Here is an 18,460-nt window from a genome sequence, read left to right on the forward strand (position 1 = left end):
AACCCCTCACAAACATGGAGAACCCTATGAGCGCTGGTCATAGTCACGGTGAAGTACGTGCAGGGCACGAAAAAAAATTGTGGATAGCTTTGGCGCTGACGACGAGCTTCATGGTCGCGGAAGTCATAGGGGCTTTCATCACTGGCAGCTTGGCATTGTTATCTGATGCCGCTCATATGCTTACCGATTCCACCGCCCTTGCAATTTCATTGGTCGCTATTCAGATCGCCAAACGACCCGCGGATAGGAAACGGACATTTGGTTATGCGCGATTTGAAATTCTCGCGGCTGCATTCAATGCGATGCTGCTGTTCATGGTGGCGGTGTACATCTTGTATGAAGCATATCAGCGGATTAAGACTCCAACAGAAATCCAGTCGACAGCCATGTTGATCGTAGCGTTGATAGGGTTGGCTGTGAACCTTGTCTCAATGCGGTTGCTCATGTCTGGCAGTAGTGAAAGCCTCAATGTCAAAGGCGCGTACCTTGAGGTCTGGAGCGATATGTTAGGTTCCCTCGGCGTGATTGGGGCGGCACTGATCATTCGTTTTACCGCGTGGACCTGGATTGACTCTATTGTTGCTGCGGCGATCGGATTTTGGGTGCTCCCCAGAACTTGGGTTTTGCTCAAAGAGAGCATGAACATCCTTTTGCAGGGGGTACCGGAAGGAATTGATATCGCTGAAGTGGAGTTCAGAATCAGGGCGGTTAAAGGCATTGAGGATATCCATGACCTGCACATCTGGGCTTTAACCAGCGGTAAGAACGTGATGAGTGCACACCTCGTCGTCCAGTACTCCTCAGGCGGTGAGCAAGAGATATTGACTGAAGTAACACGATTGATGAGTGAAGAATTCCATATTGACCATACGACTCTTCAGATAGAAAACTCAGAGTTTCATGCTGGCCTTGCAGAAAACGAAGGTATGCAGCACTAAGCATCACTTCAAGCTTGTTCCGGGATGGGTATGGACCGCCGCTATGCCACTGGAATTTTTTCAGTTGCCGTAGGGGAGATCCGAAGCCGAGACAGCCACGGCTCAGGAAACTCATTCCTGACCTTCAGCACGCCCCAGGCCAAACGATGACAGTGTCAATCGCCGCCCAATAACCCCTACCTCTGCTTGCTCGAATCTCAAAACGCGGTCTTGGTATGTTTACCCAATTCCCCCCCAATACAGGGGAGTATCCCCAATGTTCATCCTTCCATCCGACGCCAGTGGATTGACCTCCATCACCTACAGAACGTCGGTTAAATGAAGCTTTCTTCATACTTCAAAATTGTTCGCCGTGTCTGGCATGGACTCTGCTTGCAGCCTAAACCAAGGGCAAAGTGCTATCGACACGCAGCATGTATGGCTCACCACCTAATCATGCTGGGAGGCAATGAGGATGAAAACAAATCTACCCCCCCATCCTATCTCGCTCTTTATCCGGCCGGACATGGCCTCGGCATTGTTGTTGGCGCTCTGCGGGGCGGATGCCGGCGCATCGCCGATTGACGATGAGAGCCAGCCATCTCCCACCGACCCCTCCTACTATCGACCACAGCCTGCCGACCCCGCGGCCGCACTGCTGGAAATCAGGACGCTACCTGAGGCCAACCATGGCTCACTTTCACTGCCCAATGGTGGCCAGGGTAATCGCGATACGCCTCGGACTGAAAACGTCCTGCCTCCGGCTTTGCAGACCTCGTTCAACTTCCCCACCAACGGCAAACCCAGTCCGCTGTTTGGCGCGGAACCCTACACCCAGCAAATGCTCCTGTTCGAAGAGTTTGGCCCTGAGAAGCTCGACCCGCAAACTCCACCAGCGCAAATGACCTTCCCCGTGCCGACGGTGGGCCCGATGCCCGGCCAGGATCCTAACAGCGTGGCCCGCAGCGGCCCCTCGGGAACCGCGCTGGAAGCCTTCCTGCGTCAACCGGGGCTGACGCCGTTCCCAACTCAGTATTCCAACGTACTGGACCGAAACCCCTGGAAGGCGCAGATCGAAGCCTTTCTCAACCGCGCCCCAGTAGGCTCCCCGGCCGAGGGACGGCCTGGCGGAAAAGGCTGGTCGCACCAGCGCTGGAACGAGTTTTACCCACAAGCCGCATTCAAGACCGTGCAAGCGGGTGCGCGGCAAAACCTTGGCCTGCGCGATAACAAACAGATGCACGGCTACACCAAAGGTGAATTTGGTGCTAACGGGCTCTACCACAACACTGCAGGTACTACGGCCACCAATGGCACTACCAAGGGCATCGACATCCGCATCCATCCAAAGATGCCGATCCAGAACCACAACTCCGTATGGACTTTCGACGGTACCCTGCCGCCGAAACTGTTGATGGTTCGTTATGGGCAACCGCTGTTAATGCGTCACTACAACGCCCTGCCCATCGACCCGGCCGCCAACAACGGCTTCGGCTTGCACACTATCAGCACCCACGAGCACAACGGTCACAACCCGGCCGAAAGCGATGGTTATGCCAACGCCTTCTTCTTCCCCGGTCAGTACTACGACTACCGCTGGCCGGTGCAATTGGCCGGCTACGACACCATCAACACCAAGGCCGAGGATCCGCGCGCAGCCTTTCCTTGTTCGCCGGGAGAAACCCTCTGGGTCAATGACATGACCCCAGGCCTCAAAACTTGCCAGAACGGCAGCATCAAGATCCGTGGCGACTGGCGGGAAACTATGAGTACCCACTGGTTCCACGACCACATGCTCGATTTCACCGCGCAGAACGTCTACAAGGGCAACGCGGTGATGATGAATTACTACAGCGCCATCGATCGCGGCAACGAGGCATTGGAGGATGGCGTCAATCTGCGTCTGCCCAGCGGTTCAGCCATGCCTTGGGGCAACCGCGACTACGACGTCAACCTGGTGATTGGCGACAAGGCCTGGGATTCCACCGGCCAGCTATGGTTCAACCCGTTCAACACCGACGGCTTCCTTGGTGACCAGATGCTGGTCAACTGGCAGTACCAGCCGTTCCTGAACGTGCGCGCGCGCAGCTATCGCTTCCGTATTCTCAATGGCTCGGTGTCACGCTATTTCAAGCTCGCCGTGGTGCGTGAAATCAAGGGCACCGGCGGTGAATTCCCTGGGCCGTCCGGCTCGGGAGTGTCCTACAACCGCGTGCCGTTCCACATGATTGGCAACGACGGCAACATCATGGAACACGCCATTCCGTTCGACGGCAGCATGGACCTCGATGGCGACGGCGACTTCAAGGACAACAACGGCATCCTGCCAACCCAGGCCATCGCAGAGCGCTACGACATCATCATCAACTTCGCTAAAAACGGGATCAAGACCGGAGACAAGATCTACTTCGTCAACCTGATGGAACACAAGACCGGCAAGGGTCCCGAGAAAGCAGAGCTGTCACTGGCCGATGTGCTGTCAGAGAAGTACAAGGCCGTCCTCAAGCAAAGCAGCAAGGGGCCGCAATGGGACAAGGGCGACCCGGTGGTGGGTAAGTTCCTGCAACTGATCGTCAACTCCTACTCTGGCCAGGACCTGAGCATGGACCCGACCGCTTATGAACCGGCCAAGCCTGGCAAAGCGGCCGGTAAAAAGATGATCCCGCTGACCATCAACCGTGATGATCCGGCCGACAAAGCCAAACTAGATCTGGCCCGGCATCGCAGCTTCACTTTCGGCCGCTCCGACGGTACCGACCTCGCGCCCTGGACCATCAAGACCGACGGCGGCTTTGGCTACAGCATGGACCCACGCCAGCTCACTGCAGCACCGGCCTTGTCCACCGGCCCGACCGATGCAGGCTTCAGTGGCGACGGCACTCTTGAAGTGTGGAACATCAAGAACGGCGGCAACGGCTGGAGCCACCCCGTGCACGTGCACTTCGAGGAAGGGGTGATACTCAACCGCGATGGCAAAGCACCGCCGGACTGGGAAAAATGGGCGCGCAAGGACGTGTTCCGCATCGGCCCGGAAGTCGATAGCTCCACCGAAGTGACCATGGCGATCCGCTTCCGCGAATTTGCCGGAACCTACATGGAGCACTGCCACAACACACAGCACGAGGACTCGTCGATGTTGCTGCGCTGGGACATCGAGCACCCGGGCCAATTCGAGCTGATGCCCACGCCGCTGCCAAGCTGGGATGGCGTGGAATACGTCGCAACCGCCGCATTACCGACCTTCCGTACCGGCGGCAAGGGTAGCGGCAGTGATGACGATGAGGACGACGGTGGCGACGACAACAGCACTAACAAGCTGCCGATTGCTGGTCCCGACATTGCCAGCACAACAGCCGGTGTGCCCGTCACCCTCAGCGTCCTGGCCAATGACAGTGACCCTGACAAAAACGTACCGCTCACTGTGGTCGGCCTGAGCCAGCCGGATTCAGGCTTGGGTACCGCCACCACCGATGGCACCAGGGTGATCTACACGCCGCCGGCCGCGCTCACCGAGCCGGGCACCGCATCCTTCACCTATGAGGTGCGCGATGCCAAGGGTGGAGTCTCGGCAACGCCAGGCACCGTGACCATTGCGGTGACACCGGCAGCGACCAGCAACGAGGACCTGCAAGTGACCAGCGCCAGCGTCTCGGTACGCAGCAACAACCGTTACACCTGGGATCTGGCGGGGACCACGTCGCAGACCGGGACGGCCCTGACCGTTACCGCAGCCACTACCGGCGGGCCGCTGGTCTTGGGCACGGCAACCATGACGCCAATAGCCACCGGAGCCCGCTGGCGGATATCGACGAGCACCACTGGCAACGGACCGGCGGCGACTGCGACCGTGACGATCAAGTCGTCCTCCGGTAAGTCGGTCACGGCGCCTATCTCAGTACGTTGACCTGCGCCACCTTGCACTCCAGGTACAGGTGGAGTGCAAGGCTTTCATCAGTATTCAGGACAGGACACAAATCATGATCACTTCACATTGGACCCCGACGATCAAATTTCTCCGCCTGCTGCTGTTGCTTACCTTGGGCATCACAGGCGGCTCGGCCGCCGTTGCCGAAGACAGCGGTTCAAGCACACCTTGGGGACGGGACTACTTCCCCAATACTGAGCTGGTCAATCAAGACGGCCAGAAAATGCGTTTTTTCGATGACATGATCAAGGATAAGGTGGTGGCGATTAACTTCATCTTCACCTCTTGCACCGACTCCTGCCCACTGGAAACTGCACGCCTGCTCCAGGTCCAAAAAGTGCTCGGTGACCGGGTTGGTAAGGAAGTATTCCTCTACTCAATTAGCATTGACCCGGAAACCGATACACCGGAAGTGCTGAAGAAGTACACCGAGAAATTTAGGATCGGCCCCGGCTGGCAATTCCTCACCGGTAACAAGGACGACATCACTGCACTGCGTAAAAGCCTGGGGCTGTTCATCGACGGCATCGACAACGGCCGCAACAAGGACCACAACCTGAGCCTGATCATCGGCAACCAAAGTACGGGTCGCTGGATGAAATCCTCGCCCATGGAAAACCCCTACATTCTGGCCGATCGCTTGAGCAAAACACTACAGAACTGGAAAGACGCCAGCACCAACGACCAGGATTATGCCAGCGCCCCAACCCTGCGCCCGCCGAGTGCCGGCGAACAGATCTACCGCACACGCTGCTCGTCCTGCCATACCCTTGGAGACACTCAGAACGCTGGCATCCGCAGCATTGGCCCGGACCTGATCGGAGTCACTCGCCAGCGCGACCCGCAATGGCTGAAGCGCTGGATCAAGGAACCGGATCAGATGCTGGCAGAGAAAGACGCGCTGGCGATGCAGTTGTATGAGCAATACAACAACATCGCGATGCCCAATCTGCGCCTAGGCGAAATAGAGACCAGTGCCGTACTCACCTATCTGGCAGAAGAGACCGAACGGTTGCAACCTGAGGCGCCGATGGCGCAGGACACGCATGACGGAGCCCACCAGCACGCTGGCCCCAAGATTCAGCAACAAGGCGGCTAATCCGAGTTATGGCTCGCTTACAGGAGCACTCTGCGCAAGAAGCCGCGAAGATTGCTCCCCAATTGCGTTTCTCGGGTAGAGGTTGTCCTCAAAACTGTCAATTACTCCCAGCAGGCACAACAGCGAACTATCGCGACTGATCGATTTCCCCGCGGATCAAGTCGTAAAGCGGCTGAGCCCCGAAGTTGGTCAGCGGTTTGCCGTTGACGAAGAATGTTGGTGTTTTGCTCACGCCAACGGCCGTGGCATCAGCCGCATCTTTTTCGATCGTAGCCGTGATATCCGCCGACATCATTTGTCCCCGGGCCTTATCAACGTCCAACCCGGCCTGACCTGCAGCGGTCCATGCAGCCGATGCAGTCGCGTCATCATGCCATTGCCCCTGCGACTCTAGAACGGCCTCGAGTACCGGTACGAATACACCTTGCTTGCGGGCTGTTTCCAGGATCCGGATGGCTTCTTCTGAGCCCTTGTGAAGTCGTACATAACGTAGAACCAGTCGAACATCGGACGGATGCTTGGCCATCATCTGTTTAACGATGGGATAAAAAGCACGGCAGCTTTCACAGGAGGGATCGAAGAACTCAACAATCGTCACGGGTGCATCGGCAGGACCAAAGCTTGGCGAGTGAAAGCGCACAAGTGAACTTGCTTTCGGCACGGGAACTTCAGCTTGGGGATCAGTGGATGCTCGATCATAAAAAAAAGCTGCAACTACGAAGCCGATGATGGCAAACAGACTGACAACAAGAACGACACTACGTTTGCTCATGCGGAAAATCTCCGGCGAATGATGGCTAGAAGAAGGATAAGGAAGCTGAATACGCCCAGCGACAGCAATGGCAATGGAACACTGCTGAAAATGGTCATGTCGGCACCGGAACATGATGGTCCAGCACCACAGGGTTTGAGGCTTTCCGGAATAACCCCGAAATAAAGAAGATTGTGATAAAGCGCGATCAACCAGCCCATCACCGCTAAAGGCAATGCATAACGCCAGACACCCGTGTCCGAAATGCAGCAAGCAACCCCGAGCACCAGGACGAGAGGAAACATGAATGCCCGCTGAAACCAACAAAGCACGCAGGGTGCTTGCCCCATGATTTCCCCGACAAACAATACGGCGATAGTTGAAATCAGGGAGAGCAACCATGCACAGAGAAGAAGCGTCCATCCATCGGGTTGACGTTGTGGGTTGGTGGTTTCCATCGAGTTAAAGCCTTTTTGTTGTGGTCGTGTGCTTGTAGATGCGGATGGGACAGGCACACGGATACTTTGGTAAAGCGTTCAATGACTGTCCCCTGCTAGCTGAAATTGGGCAATGAACGCTTTCCAAAAAATACAGGAGGCATCGTGAGAATATTCTAGACACCTGAATAAGGGTGCCGACGTTCCGGGCTCAATCCGTGATGCTCCAGCAGAATCGACGATCAGAACGGCGGAGTGTCATCCTCGGCAGTTATCAATAACCAGTCCAGCGTCCAGAGGCATGGCCATTCCTATCGGTCAATGCTGGAGCTCAACTGAGGGGTGTGGACCACTATCGCGAATTCTCGTGTTGGGTCACTCGGATCCTTCGTTTGAAGCAACTCTTCAAAGGAACCGATCCCAAATATTACCCATGGTTCTGGGAAATGTCGCAGGAGGCGTTTTGCCTGCTGACGAACAGATTCCGGAAGTGTCTGATCTCTGGACAGCTCACGCAAGAACTCACCTGTTTGGACGATACTTCGGGTACGCTCGCAGGGCATGGTCATGTGTCGCCACTCCGCTAGAATTTGCGCTTAACCTTAGAAAACCCACCGCCAACGCCAAGGGCGCTGAGGGTTTTAACCATTCGTTTGAATTATAGCAAGCACGCTGCTCGGCTCCTCAGTGGTGAATAGGCCACTCGCGATAGAGCCTGGTTCGAGGTGAATGCTCCTGATTTCCCAGACGCATCTGACTGGCTGCTTCAGTCGATAGCTGCTCTAAAGGAAAGCAGCCTTGGATTGCAGCACTTTCGCAACGGACAGTGAAGCATTCTGAGGATTGAGGATTGAGGATTGAGGATTGGTACGCTGCCCGAACTCAAGGCTTGCGCTACGCCTGGCGAGAGTCCTCCAGCGATCCTTGAAGCAACATAGATAATTCTGTATCCGATACCCGCCGAATGCGGATCGCTGCTAGTCGCAGCAGATTCGAAGTCGACATTTCCTTAGCTTGTGGATAGGTCGCAAACACCCAGGCGATCTTCCGAAGCTGAAAGTCATGCTCCGTTTCGACAAGGTCCCTCACAGTTTCAATCGCACAAGGGAATTTCGTGGCTAGTCGCAGAAAATCGTAATGGCGTGGAACAGCTCGGGCAAGTGCTGCATAAGAGATCCTAATCGGCCAAGAATGGGATTGGAGAAGGCAATCGCTTGCTTTTTGTAGTTCAACTACTAGTTCGGCATCTCTGGCAGCCCAATCTACATACGGGTACCTGATAGCGGCCATATGATGGGATCTGACATAGTCGGTGAGCCAGATCCGATCATTCCGATATAGCCACATATAGTCAGTCCGATCATGAACCCGCGTTGATTCGGGATATGCGACGAACCGCTCTCGATGAGCGTTCACCTTTAATTCGCCCGGGACGTTTCGCTTCTGGTAAGGAATTTTATTTTCACGAACAAACGTTGATAAGCCTTGATCTTCAAAGGCGAACGCCAAATTGGAAAGCCTTTCGGAATCAAGCCCAAGCAGGTGACAGAGGAAGTAGAAGCGAAATGGATGATGGGACCTTCGCGGAGTACGGAGCAGCCGGAGAACCCACTCATGCCCTTTGGGTTCGCCGGCGTTCAATAGCTGGTACTCACGTGATTGAGGTGCGCCTGCCATAGCGCCATTTAGGTAATCATGAAGCAGTGATAAACGAATGCGATCCCTGTGAAGAATTCCCAGCTCCGCCAGCCGATAGCGAAGCAAACCTCCGGTGAGTAGCTTTGATACTTCTGCTGAATTACGGAACCCCCATGCCGTGAGCTGTGCTACCTCAGTTAACGCTGGTATCTCATTTTGATTTTGAACTGCGTCTTCAAACCCGCGGTCCTTGAGACCATCGGGAAGAAACAAGTACCTCCAGTCATCGAATGGCGGACTCGCGACCTTCAGCACAATCTGATGGTACGGGCACACCAGCACACCAGTTACTTGATGGATTCGATGCCAGTACGCTTGACCTCCATGTCGAATATCACGAGCAACGCAGCGCTCACAAAACTTCAGTGCTCCGAAGCGCTCAAAGCCCGAAGCAGTGAGCCCCACAGACATCTTCAACCCAATTCCCGAAGGTCCAGACATTGCTTTAATTGCAGTGTCCAGCTGACTACTGCTGAGGAACGGTGCGAAAATCGGTAACAGCGTATGTGCCTGGATGAGGTAACTCACTGACAACTTATTAGCCAATTGCTGTGAGAGTGCATCGAGACAGCAAGGAAAGGCCGAGCCACAGGTCCTAGAATACCGACCAAACAAGTCGTAACTCGTCTGGCGATAGCTGGCATTGGCTGCGAGCCGATGGTACCTAGCCGCCAGGCTGTAGATTGTTTCATCAGGGAAAGCTTGCGGAAAAAACTCCATAGCTGTCTCCTGCTAAAGCCCATAAAGGGTGACTACCAAGGCTTATCGTCTATCCATCCTTCTGCCGATAAAGCTGCATCTAGGTCGGATGACTCAGCGATTTCTTTAGCAATATTCGAATCTATTGATTTGCTCACTGGGACCATTGGATTCGCGCTTGGCTCATTGGCCTTCTCTCTCTTGCTTGTCGCATTGATATTCGAAATCAACGCTAGATCAGCCCGTCTTGCCCGACGCGCTGTGTCGAAATTCATCATCTGCGCGATCTGATCTTTCGCAGGCATCATGTCTTCAAAATCTGCGATCTGAAGAGGGTCACCACTGCGAAGCGCTTCGATAGGCTTATGCAACAAACGCATCTGCTCGTTATAAACGCGCTGCAAAATTGCCTCCGATACCTTCGGCAGCCCTTCATAGATCACATATCGCTGCGCCAGTGTGAGCAGCTTTACCAAAAAGTCTGTGTTGCCCTGGGTCAGGTCATAGACCTTATCCTCCAAAGCCGTAGTTAGCGGCTCAGGGGATCCTGTCCAATCATATTCCCAGAGTCTTTGTACGAGGTATCGCCAGTAATCATCGTCCGCGCTGAATCGATCAAACGACACCACTCCCATGCCCACAGCACGTCGTGCGTTCCGCAACACACCTGAGAACAGCGGAACCATGGCATTAGTACCCACATATACCAAGGGAATGCCTGCCTCGTTTGAAAGGGTGACGAAGAAATTGAGCAGCGTCTCCTTACCGTTACCGACACGCGCAGAATTGAGGTGCTGCAACTCATCAATGATCAATGCACCGATAAAGAAACTTCGACACAGCTGCGCGATCCGTTGAAGAAGGATGCTGATGTTCAAGCGCGTGGTCATGAGCTTGCTGTACTGATTCACACTCAACGCTTCATCCAATGCGGCGAAAAATGCGGCACAAAATCCACGTAGAGAACCATCGTGTGGGCACTCAATTTTCAACCATACAACTTGGGTCTGGATGAACGGACGACCAGCATACTCAGCGTGCCTTATGGTCTGTGGATAAAGGCGGGCAATAGCATTCAAAGCGGTAGTTTTACCCATACCGCTGAGACCAACGAGCGTCATTGTCGATGCCGACGACTTGAACCCTGAATGCCTGATATCTTCGGTCGAGGAGGCGTGAAGCATTGCGACTGTATCTCGATGGAAAGGATGACGGCCTGTATATCCATGCCTAAGCAACTGGCTGAAGATGTCCTCCAAATGCAGATGGATTTCCAGCGGAATAACAGCGTCAGTGAGTCTGTTCACTCCATGGACTCTGAGCTTGGCGGGGAGGCTGCGCTCAGCTTCCGTAGGTTTAAGAGGTGAATGGAGAATCATCCGAGCGACATCGTCATCACTGAGGATAGGAGGGAGTGCCTCGATAAGCGGATTGCCATCATAATGAGGCAGACCCGTCGGTCTATAGACCGCGGGTTGGTGTTTTTTTTCACTCATGACCGCTGCCCTTAGATTCTCCGGTTACCAGTTTAAGAAAGCTCCGACCTCGGGAAGATAGTTCGCCTTTTTCAAGGGCGACCGGTTCACGAAGTGATTCAGAACTGCCCGTAGAGCCGGAATGGATTACCTTAAGCTCAACACTATCGCGAGCACGATCCACTGCGAGTTCAGCCTGTCGATTTATACGCTTATCTGCTTTGAATTTTGCTTTGGATGGTGGCTTCCCGGCTTGCTTCTTCATCTTGGTCGCTTCGGCAATAATCTCCTCTCCTCGCTGCTGCAGTTTCACCCGGTCTTGGGTTGCATGAAACGACTCATCAGGTGACACCTGCTTCGTAATGTTCAGCACGTCCAGGATTTCCTCCAGACGATAACCGCTGAATTTGTGTGCCATGTGTGGCACCAGTGTGAGCGGATGAAATTCGGCGCCCACCTTTACCCATGCACTATCTACACAGTTAGGGTCATACCAAACCCGGACATAGCGAGTGGAACCGTTGTGCGAGTTTTCCGCCCATTGCTCTCGCTGCAAAATTTCACACGTAAAATACAGGCCCTGGAAGTAAATCCCGCCACGTTTGATGGGGACTTCGCGAGACGGCAGCAAAGCGATTTTAAGTTCTTCGGCCCCTTTTGTTCGTGCGTTGATAGGACTGTGTTCCATTGCCCATCGCCATATCCCGAGGGGTGTCGGACTCACCTCGTCCGCAATCATCTGCTCAGTCAAGAGATGCGGCAGACGCAGGTTTTTGTTGTGGTTCAACACCGCGAGAATGACCATCTCAGTAAACTGGTCTATGTCTAAGATTGCGTCCAACTCGTAATCGCGATCGCCTCGCTCCAAACGCCGGGCATCGACTCCTCCAGGGTAAAATTTTAGATCAAGTCCTTCGTTGATCAGACGAAATCGGCTCTCGACAATCGATTTCCAGTCGGGTCGAAAAGGAGGAGCGATTTTCAGTATTGTCCCGAGAGTATTGCTCATGGTTTCACCCGCCTCACTGAGCAGCTCAGCCCTATCTGCCGAGAGCTCGAAAGGCAAATGATGGCAAGGCCATTCATCTTCCGAAATTTCTACGTTATAACGCTTACAAAATTCTTGCTTAGAAGTATATGCATTAAATAAAGCATGGCGAGCGCCATTCCAGCTAGGGCCTTCAAGACCGATATGTATTCCTACAATCATGCGAGAATAATTATCGACAACCACATAAATTACTGGACGCCCGATCAACCAGTTACGGTTAATCCGGTGAACCAAATAAACATCAGCGATGGTCGAATCTATCTCAAATCGGTGGCATGGACCGAAAACTCCGTCACTTGCTGACCCAGTTAATGCTCGATAATCTTTATTCCACCGTATAGAACCCCGACGACCTTTTAATACATAAATATCGTCGAAAAGTTTTTTCCCATGATATTTGAACTGAGAAATTGTAGGATAAGTTCCTCTGGCAATCTCTCCAAGCTCACCTCCCGGTAAAATTTTTGTGTAGAATTTTCTTAACATCCAGTCCCATGCGTCACGAACTGTACCGCACTTTCCGCTGGCAAATCGATCATAGGCAATTCTAATGGCTGACCGTTCTTTTTCTCCGAGCATGATGGCCCGGTCTTCATAGACAACACCTAAGTATTTAGGCGGGCGGCCCAGCTGCTTACCAGGAGTGATACTCCGATTTTTGGCTTTACCCCAATTTGTAGAGTTGTTCAAGAAGGCATTTTTTACTTGCCCCATACTCCAGAACCTGAACAATAATCGGTAAATTTGCTTTCGATCGACGCCTACGGCAGACGCATGAGCATTAATCCTGGAACCAAAGCAGCCGCCCGCTAACAACTCCCCAACGGTGCGGCCCTCAACGAGCTCTCGAACTAGGTTCCATCGTTTCTCCCGAAGATCTAACTCTTTTTCTGATATCTCATCATCATCTCGAACTAGAAAATCTGGTACCTGTTCTGGAGATATACAAAGTACTGCTGAATCAAGCTCACTAAGTATTGGGTCAAGATCCTCGACCCAAGGTTTTTTGGAAGAAAATGCATACTCAATTACAATAACTTTTCGGCGTGCCGAATCAAGTTCAAGGAGTCGCACTGGACAGCCGAAAATTGCCGACTCTACACAGGGGGTAATAATGCAGTTAGCAATGAGGTTACGCATGGTCTCGCCTCTCATCACAAATGTTTAGTTCGATAGAACGTGGTGTGAAAACTTTCAAAGGTCGCGCGAGGTCAATTTCTTGATTTTCGAAGTCCATCAATAGCCGTCTTTGCCAAAGCATATGAAAAAAAAGTGATTTAACTACTTTGTAATCTATGAACAATGCTTTCGAGAGCTTAGTTAAAAGTAGCCGCAACGAAATTTCATCTGTCTTTGACTGATCGATGAATTCGGTAACTCTTTGAAAATATTTTTCAGTGGCTAAGAGCGCCGACACTAATGCGTGGCTCCTAAGCTTGACCAGATTTTGAATGTGCAATGGAGAAAGGTGCTCATACAGCACCAGCTTCCAATCAACGCCCCTACGACTCCAATACAACTTCTCAATCGCAAGCTTTTCTAGCAAGCGGGTACGCTCCTTCGGAGAGAGCTCTTCAATTTCTGAGCGATACTTGACCGTTCTAGCAACGATTTTTTCGCCCCCACCCTCGGCAACCTTGGTGATGACAAAATCGGTGGTGAACACAAGTGGGACCTTGGTCCGAGGATAGAAAACTGGCCGATATCCAAGGCTGCATGCGATGGAGAAGGTCTCTGCCTGCGGCAAAAGGGGGAATTGCTCGCGAATATCAATTACTGCGGGATCGTGTTCCAGGATCAGATGGAAGTGGAATTCCGCCTTCGACAGAAGATGGTGGGCTCGCTGAATCTTCACCCCAGGAACAATATGGGAGGAGCCTAGCGATGCGACAGATCGGACTTTGATCCAAGGACGGTACAGCTCCCTTACACCCTGACCAACGCCGGAGGCAATTCGCTTTTCGATCCATTCCTGTGTGACAAGGCGCGAGGGGATACGACGGGCTGGAACGCTGGTTTGCTTGACCATCACTGCTGACCAAGGGTTGATGGAACGCGTCGCCCAAGCTGGAACCTGGTGCGACGCGGTAAATATTTTACGCTCAAGTGGGTTTGTGACAAACCTATTTATTCTGTGACAAAGCTATTTATCTTGTGACAAACCTAATTGTTTCGAAACAGAGGGGGTTTTTCGTTGTGGATAACTTATTCCACAGTAACCGACTTCGCCAGGTTGCGCGGCTGGTCAACGTCGGTGCCTTTGAGCACAGCGACGTAGTACGACAGCAGCTGCAGCGGGATGGTGTAGAGGATCGGCGACAGGATGTCGTGGATGTGCGGCATGTGCACCACGTGGGTGCCTTCACCGTTGGTCATGCCGGCCTTCTCGTCAGCGAAGACGATCAACTGGCCACCACGGGCGCGGACTTCCTGGAGGTTGGACTTCAACTTCTCCAGCAGTTCGTTGTTCGGCGCCACGGTCACCACGGGCATGTCGTTATCCACAAGCGCCAACGGGCCGTGTTTCAGCTCGCCGGCCGGGTAGGCTTCGGCGTGGATGTAGGAGATTTCCTTGAGCTTGAGTGCGCCTTCCATCGCTACCGGGAACTGCGCGCCGCGACCGAGGAACAGCGTGTGGTTTTTCTCGGCGAACAACTCGGAGATTTTTTCCACGGTGCTGTCCATGGCCAGCGCCTCGCCCAGGCGGGCTGGCAAACGACGCAGTTCTTCGACCAGGGTCGCTTCTACGTCTTTGGCCAAGGTGCCACGAACCTGGCCCAGGGAAAGCGTCAGCAACAACAGGCCGACCAATTGCGTGGTGAAGGCTTTGGTCGAGGCTACACCGATTTCGCGGCCGGCCTGGGTCAACAGGGTCAGGTCGGACTCACGCACCAGCGAGCTGATGCCGACGTTGCAGATCGCCAGGCTGGCGAGGAAGCCCAGTTCCTTGGCGTTGCGCAACGCGGCCAGAGTGTCGGCGGTTTCGCCGGACTGGGAAATGGTCACGAACAAGGTGTCGGGCTGCACCACCACCTTGCGGTAGCGGAATTCGCTGGCCACTTCGACCTGGCAAGGAATGCCGGCCAGCTCTTCGAGCCAGTAACGCGCGACCATGCCGGCGTGGTAACTGGTGCCACACGCGACGATCTGTACGTTGCGCACTTTGGCGAACAGCTCGGCCGCCTGTGGGCCGAATGCCTGTACCAGCACCTGGTTCTGGCTCAGGCGACCTTCCAGGGTGCGCTGCACCACGGACGGTTGCTCGTGGATTTCCTTGAGCATGAAGTGGCGGAACTCGCCCTTTTCAGCGGCTTCGGCACCGTCGCGATACTGCACGGATTCGCGCTCGACAGCCTGGCCGTCAACGTCCCAGATCTGCACGCTGTCGCGGCGGATTTCGGCGATATCGCCTTCTTCCAGGTACATGAAGCGGTCAGTGACCTGACGCAGGGCCAACTGGTCGGAGGCCAGGAAATTTTCCCCAAGGCCCAGGCCGATCACCAGCGGGCTGCCGCTGCGGGCTGCGACCAGACGATCAGGTTGCTTGGAGCTGATCACTGCCAGGCCGTAAGCACCGTGCAACTCTTTGACGGTCGCCTTGAGGGCCACGGTCAGGTCATGCAGATCCTTGAGTTTGTGGTTCAGCAGGTGGGCGATAACTTCGGTGTCAGTGTCCGAGGTGAACACATAACCCAGGGCCTTGAGTTGTTCACGCAGGGCTTCGTGGTTTTCGATGATGCCGTTGTGCACCACCGCCAGGTCACCGGAGAAATGCGGGTGGGCATTGCGCTCGCACGGTGCACCGTGGGTAGCCCAGCGGGTATGGGCGATGCCCAGGCGACCGACCAGCGGCTCGGTGGTCAACGCCTGCTCCAGCTCACTGACCTTGCCCGGACGACGCAGGCGCTCGAGTTTTTCATCGTTGGTGTAGACCGCCACGCCAGCGCTGTCATACCCACGGTATTCGAGGCGTTTCAGGCCTTCGACGAGGATGGCGGTGATGTTACGTTCTGCGACTGCGCCGACAATTCCACACATGCTATTTCTCCTGACTGACAGCCGCGCATACCAAATTGATGCCGCGAGCCTGAATCTGATCGCGAGCCTCAAGCGGCAGGCGTTCATCGGTAATAAGGGTATGGACACTGCTCCAGGGCAGCTCCAGGTTGGGAATCTTGCGGCCGATCTTGTCGGCCTCCACCATCACGACGACTTCACGGGCGACTTCGGCCATGACCCGGCTCAGTCCGAGCAGTTCGTTGAAGGTGGTTGTACCGCGAACCAGATCAATGCCATCGGCACCGATAAACAGCTGGTCGAAATCGTAGGAGCGTAGTACTTGCTCGGCAACCTGCCCCTGGAAAGACTCGGAGTGCGGGTCCCAGGTGCCCCCGGTCATCAACAGCACCGGTTCATGCTCAAGTTCGCTCAAGGCATTGGCGACATGCAGCGAGTTGGTCATCACCACCAGGCCGGGTTGCTGACCGAGTTCCGGGATCATGGAGGCGGTGGTACTGCCACTGTCGATAATGATGCGCGCATGCTCGCGAATCCGCGCGACGGCGGCGCGAGCGATGGCTTGTTTGTACTTGGAAACCGGCTGGCCAAGGTCGGCCACCAGTTCCTGAGGCATGGTGATCGCCCCGCCATAACGACGCAGCAACAGACCATTGCTTTCAAGTGCCGCCAGATCCTTGCGAATCGTAACTTCCGACGTTTCGAAACGCTTGGCCAACTCATCCACACTGACTTCGCCCTGCTCATTGAGCAAGGCGAGGATGTTGTGACGACGTTGAGGTGTGTTGCGCTTCGACATGACTTGGTAAGTTTCGATTCGAAAGATAACGGAAGCAATAAAAACCTATCGGCGAAACTTCGTCAAGCGCGGAGTGATGAAAAGACCTGTGGGTAACTTGTAGGAGCGAGCTTGCTCGCGATGGGCGTGAACGATAATGCATTCTTTCTGGAAAAATGCGCCGCTCTCGAAATCATCGCGAGCAAGCTCGCTCCTACAAGGGGGGGTTGTGGATAACTCAGCCCTTCTTGACCTTCTCCGGCCGCTTCCAGCCATCGATGTTCTTCTGGCGCGCACGCCCGATGGCCAGCTGGGATTTATCCACAGTCGAAGTAATGGTCGAACCAGCCGCTGTAGTCGCGCCGTCCAGGATATCCACAGGCGCCACCAACGAGTTGTTGGAGCCAATGAACACGTCTTCGCCCAACACGGTTTTCCACTTGTTGACGCCGTCGTAGTTGCAGGTGATGGTGCCGGCACCAATATTGGTGCGCGCGCCCACCTCGGCATCGCCCAGATAAGTCAGGTGACCGGCCTTGGCGCCTTCGCCCAGGTGCGCGTTTTTCAACTCGACGAAGTTACCCACATGCGCGCGGGCTTCCAGCACGGTACCTGGACGCAGACGAGCGAACGGGCCGGCATCGCTGCCTTCACCCAGGATGGCACCTTCGATATGGCTGTTGGCCTTGATGACCACGCCTTTGCGCAGGGTGCTGTCCTTGATCACGCAGTTCGGGCCGATCACCACGTCATCTTCAATGACGACCTTGCCTTCGAGGATCACGTTGATGTCGATCAGCACGTCGCGGCCAACCGTGACTTCACCGCGAATGTCGAAACGAGCCGGGTCACGCAGCGTCACACCTTGAGCCATCAAACGACGACCGGCGCGCAATTGATAATGCCGTTCCAGTTCGGAAAGCTGCTTGCGGTCGTTGGCGCCCTGCACTTCCATGGCGTCGTGCGGTTGCTCGGTGGCCACCACCAGACCATCGCTCACGGCCATGGCAATGATGTCGGTCAGGTAATACTCGCCCTGGGCGTTGTTATTGGAGAGACGGCTCATCCAGTCGCCAAGACGGGCAAAAGGCAACGCCAGAATGCCGGTATTGCCTTCGGTGATTTTGCGCTCGGCTTCATTGGTATCTTTCTGCTCGACAATGGCCGTGACCTTGCCCTGCACATCACGAACAATGCGACCGTAACCGGTCGGGTCATCCAGTTCGACAGTCAGCAAACCCAACTGCTGTGGACCCACCTGCTTGAGCAGGCGCTGCAGGGTTTCCACCTCGATCAACGGCACATCACCGTAGAGCACCAGCACGGTGTCGGACTGAATGAACGGCACAGCTTGAGCAACGGCGTGACCGGTACCCAACTGTTTATCCTGCAGGACGAAATTCAGATCATCCGCCGCCAGGCGGTCGCGCACGGCATCGGCGCCATGACCGATCACCACGTGGATGCGCTGTGGATCAAGTTGCCGGGCGCTGTGGATAACATGGCCGAGCATGGAGTTGCCGGCAATCGGGTGCAAAACTTTCGGCAAAGCGGAACGCATGCGCGTGCCTTGGCCAGCAGCGAGAATAACGATTTCAAGAGACATAACTGGC

General features: G+C 54.6%; 13 protein-coding genes. 3 read left to right on the top strand and 10 right to left on the bottom strand.

What is annotated here, in order from left to right; translation table 11 throughout:
* Nucleotides 1-26: 26 nt before the first annotated feature.
* From CD175_RS21460 to CD175_RS21470, 3 genes are all read left to right on the top strand, one after another.
* Nucleotides 27-938 (top strand): cation diffusion facilitator family transporter, encoded by a 912-nt coding sequence (locus tag CD175_RS21460; protein ID WP_104450354.1) that lies wholly within the window; start codon nucleotides 27-29, stop codon nucleotides 936-938.
* A 505-nt stretch (nucleotides 939-1,443) separates the two neighbouring features.
* Nucleotides 1,444-4,821 (top strand): Ig-like domain-containing protein, encoded by a 3,378-nt coding sequence (locus CD175_RS21465; RefSeq protein ID WP_104450355.1) that lies wholly within the window; start codon nucleotides 1,444-1,446, stop codon nucleotides 4,819-4,821.
* A 73-nt stretch (nucleotides 4,822-4,894) separates the two neighbouring features.
* Nucleotides 4,895-5,941 (top strand): SCO family protein, encoded by a 1,047-nt coding sequence (locus tag CD175_RS21470; protein ID WP_104450356.1) that lies wholly within the window; start codon nucleotides 4,895-4,897, stop codon nucleotides 5,939-5,941.
* A 127-nt stretch (nucleotides 5,942-6,068) separates the two neighbouring features.
* Here CD175_RS21470 and CD175_RS21475 read toward each other — a convergent pair whose 3' ends face one another.
* From CD175_RS21475 to glmU, 10 genes are all read right to left on the bottom strand, one after another.
* The gene (locus CD175_RS21475) at nucleotides 6,069-6,713 is read right to left on the bottom strand and encodes a DsbA family protein (RefSeq protein ID WP_104450357.1); all 645 of its coding nucleotides are present in this window, start codon (nucleotides 6,711-6,713) and stop codon (nucleotides 6,069-6,071) included.
* On the bottom strand, nucleotides 6,710-7,150 hold the full coding sequence (locus CD175_RS21480) for a disulfide bond formation protein B (protein WP_104450358.1): 441 nt from the start codon (nucleotides 7,148-7,150) through the stop codon (nucleotides 6,710-6,712). Before CD175_RS21480 ends, CD175_RS21475 begins: the two co-directional genes overlap by 4 nt.
* 290 nt (nucleotides 7,151-7,440) lie before the next feature.
* The gene (locus CD175_RS32155) at nucleotides 7,441-7,698 is read right to left on the bottom strand and encodes a BPSL0761 family protein (protein ID WP_103396055.1); all 258 of its coding nucleotides are present in this window, start codon (nucleotides 7,696-7,698) and stop codon (nucleotides 7,441-7,443) included.
* A gap of 325 nt (nucleotides 7,699-8,023) precedes the next feature.
* Nucleotides 8,024-9,547, bottom strand: coding sequence for a TniQ family protein (locus CD175_RS21490; protein WP_103396056.1), 1,524 nt, complete (start codon nucleotides 9,545-9,547; stop codon nucleotides 8,024-8,026).
* 32 nt (nucleotides 9,548-9,579) lie between these two features.
* On the bottom strand, nucleotides 9,580-11,022 hold the full coding sequence (locus CD175_RS21495; RefSeq protein ID WP_104450359.1) for an ATP-binding protein: 1,443 nt from the start codon (nucleotides 11,020-11,022) through the stop codon (nucleotides 9,580-9,582).
* Nucleotides 11,015-13,192: a TnsB C-terminal domain-containing protein gene (locus tag CD175_RS21500; protein ID WP_103396058.1), complete on the bottom strand. Its 2,178-nt coding sequence runs from the start codon at nucleotides 13,190-13,192 to the stop codon at nucleotides 11,015-11,017. Before CD175_RS21500 ends, CD175_RS21495 begins: the two co-directional genes overlap by 8 nt.
* Entirely contained in the window at nucleotides 13,185-14,081 is an 897-nt protein-coding gene (locus tag CD175_RS21505; RefSeq protein ID WP_103396059.1) for a TnsA endonuclease N-terminal domain-containing protein, read from the bottom strand. The genes CD175_RS21500 and CD175_RS21505 overlap by 8 nt, the downstream gene beginning before the upstream one ends.
* A 176-nt stretch (nucleotides 14,082-14,257) precedes the next feature.
* Nucleotides 14,258-16,090, bottom strand: coding sequence for a glutamine--fructose-6-phosphate transaminase (isomerizing) (gene glmS, locus CD175_RS21510; protein WP_104450360.1), 1,833 nt, complete (start codon nucleotides 16,088-16,090; stop codon nucleotides 14,258-14,260).
* 1 nt (nucleotide 16,091) lies between these two features.
* Nucleotides 16,092-16,868 (bottom strand): DeoR family transcriptional regulator, encoded by a 777-nt coding sequence (locus CD175_RS21515; protein ID WP_104450361.1) that lies wholly within the window; start codon nucleotides 16,866-16,868, stop codon nucleotides 16,092-16,094.
* A gap of 217 nt (nucleotides 16,869-17,085) precedes the next feature.
* Nucleotides 17,086-18,453 carry a bifunctional UDP-N-acetylglucosamine diphosphorylase/glucosamine-1-phosphate N-acetyltransferase GlmU gene (gene glmU / locus CD175_RS21520; protein ID WP_104450362.1) on the bottom strand — a complete coding sequence of 456 codons (1,368 nt, stop codon included), beginning with the start codon at nucleotides 18,451-18,453 and terminating at the stop codon, nucleotides 17,086-17,088.
* Between the last annotated feature and the right edge of the window lie 7 nt (nucleotides 18,454-18,460).

The sequence above is a fragment of the Pseudomonas laurylsulfatiphila genome (assembly GCF_002934665.1).
Lineage (GTDB): Bacteria > Pseudomonadota > Gammaproteobacteria > Pseudomonadales > Pseudomonadaceae > Aquipseudomonas > Aquipseudomonas laurylsulfatiphila.

Excerpts from the sequence above, each read along its gene's own strand:
- CD175_RS21495 (WP_104450359.1), bottom strand. The coding sequence starts at position 11,022 with ATGAGTGAAAAAAAACACCAACCCGCGGTCTATAGACCGACGGGTCTG.
- CD175_RS21475 (WP_104450357.1), bottom strand. The coding sequence starts at position 6,713 with ATGAGCAAACGTAGTGTCGTTCTTGTTGTCAGTCTGTTTGCCATCATC.
- CD175_RS21465 (WP_104450355.1), top strand. The coding sequence starts at position 1,444 with ATGGCCTCGGCATTGTTGTTGGCGCTCTGCGGGGCGGATGCCGGCGCA.
- CD175_RS21470 (WP_104450356.1), top strand. The coding sequence starts at position 4,895 with ATGATCACTTCACATTGGACCCCGACGATCAAATTTCTCCGCCTGCTG.
- CD175_RS21515 (WP_104450361.1), bottom strand. The coding sequence starts at position 16,868 with ATGTCGAAGCGCAACACACCTCAACGTCGTCACAACATCCTCGCCTTG.
- CD175_RS21505 (WP_103396059.1), bottom strand. The coding sequence starts at position 14,081 with ATGGTCAAGCAAACCAGCGTTCCAGCCCGTCGTATCCCCTCGCGCCTT.
- CD175_RS21490 (WP_103396056.1), bottom strand. The coding sequence starts at position 9,547 with ATGGAGTTTTTTCCGCAAGCTTTCCCTGATGAAACAATCTACAGCCTG.
- CD175_RS21460 (WP_104450354.1), top strand. The coding sequence starts at position 27 with ATGAGCGCTGGTCATAGTCACGGTGAAGTACGTGCAGGGCACGAAAAA.
- CD175_RS21480 (WP_104450358.1), bottom strand. The coding sequence starts at position 7,150 with ATGGAAACCACCAACCCACAACGTCAACCCGATGGATGGACGCTTCTT.
- glmU (WP_104450362.1), bottom strand. The coding sequence starts at position 18,453 with ATGTCTCTTGAAATCGTTATTCTCGCTGCTGGCCAAGGCACGCGCATG.
- CD175_RS21500 (WP_103396058.1), bottom strand. The coding sequence starts at position 13,192 with ATGCGTAACCTCATTGCTAACTGCATTATTACCCCCTGTGTAGAGTCG.
- glmS (WP_104450360.1), bottom strand. The coding sequence starts at position 16,090 with ATGTGTGGAATTGTCGGCGCAGTCGCAGAACGTAACATCACCGCCATC.
- CD175_RS32155 (WP_103396055.1), bottom strand. The coding sequence starts at position 7,698 with ATGACCATGCCCTGCGAGCGTACCCGAAGTATCGTCCAAACAGGTGAG.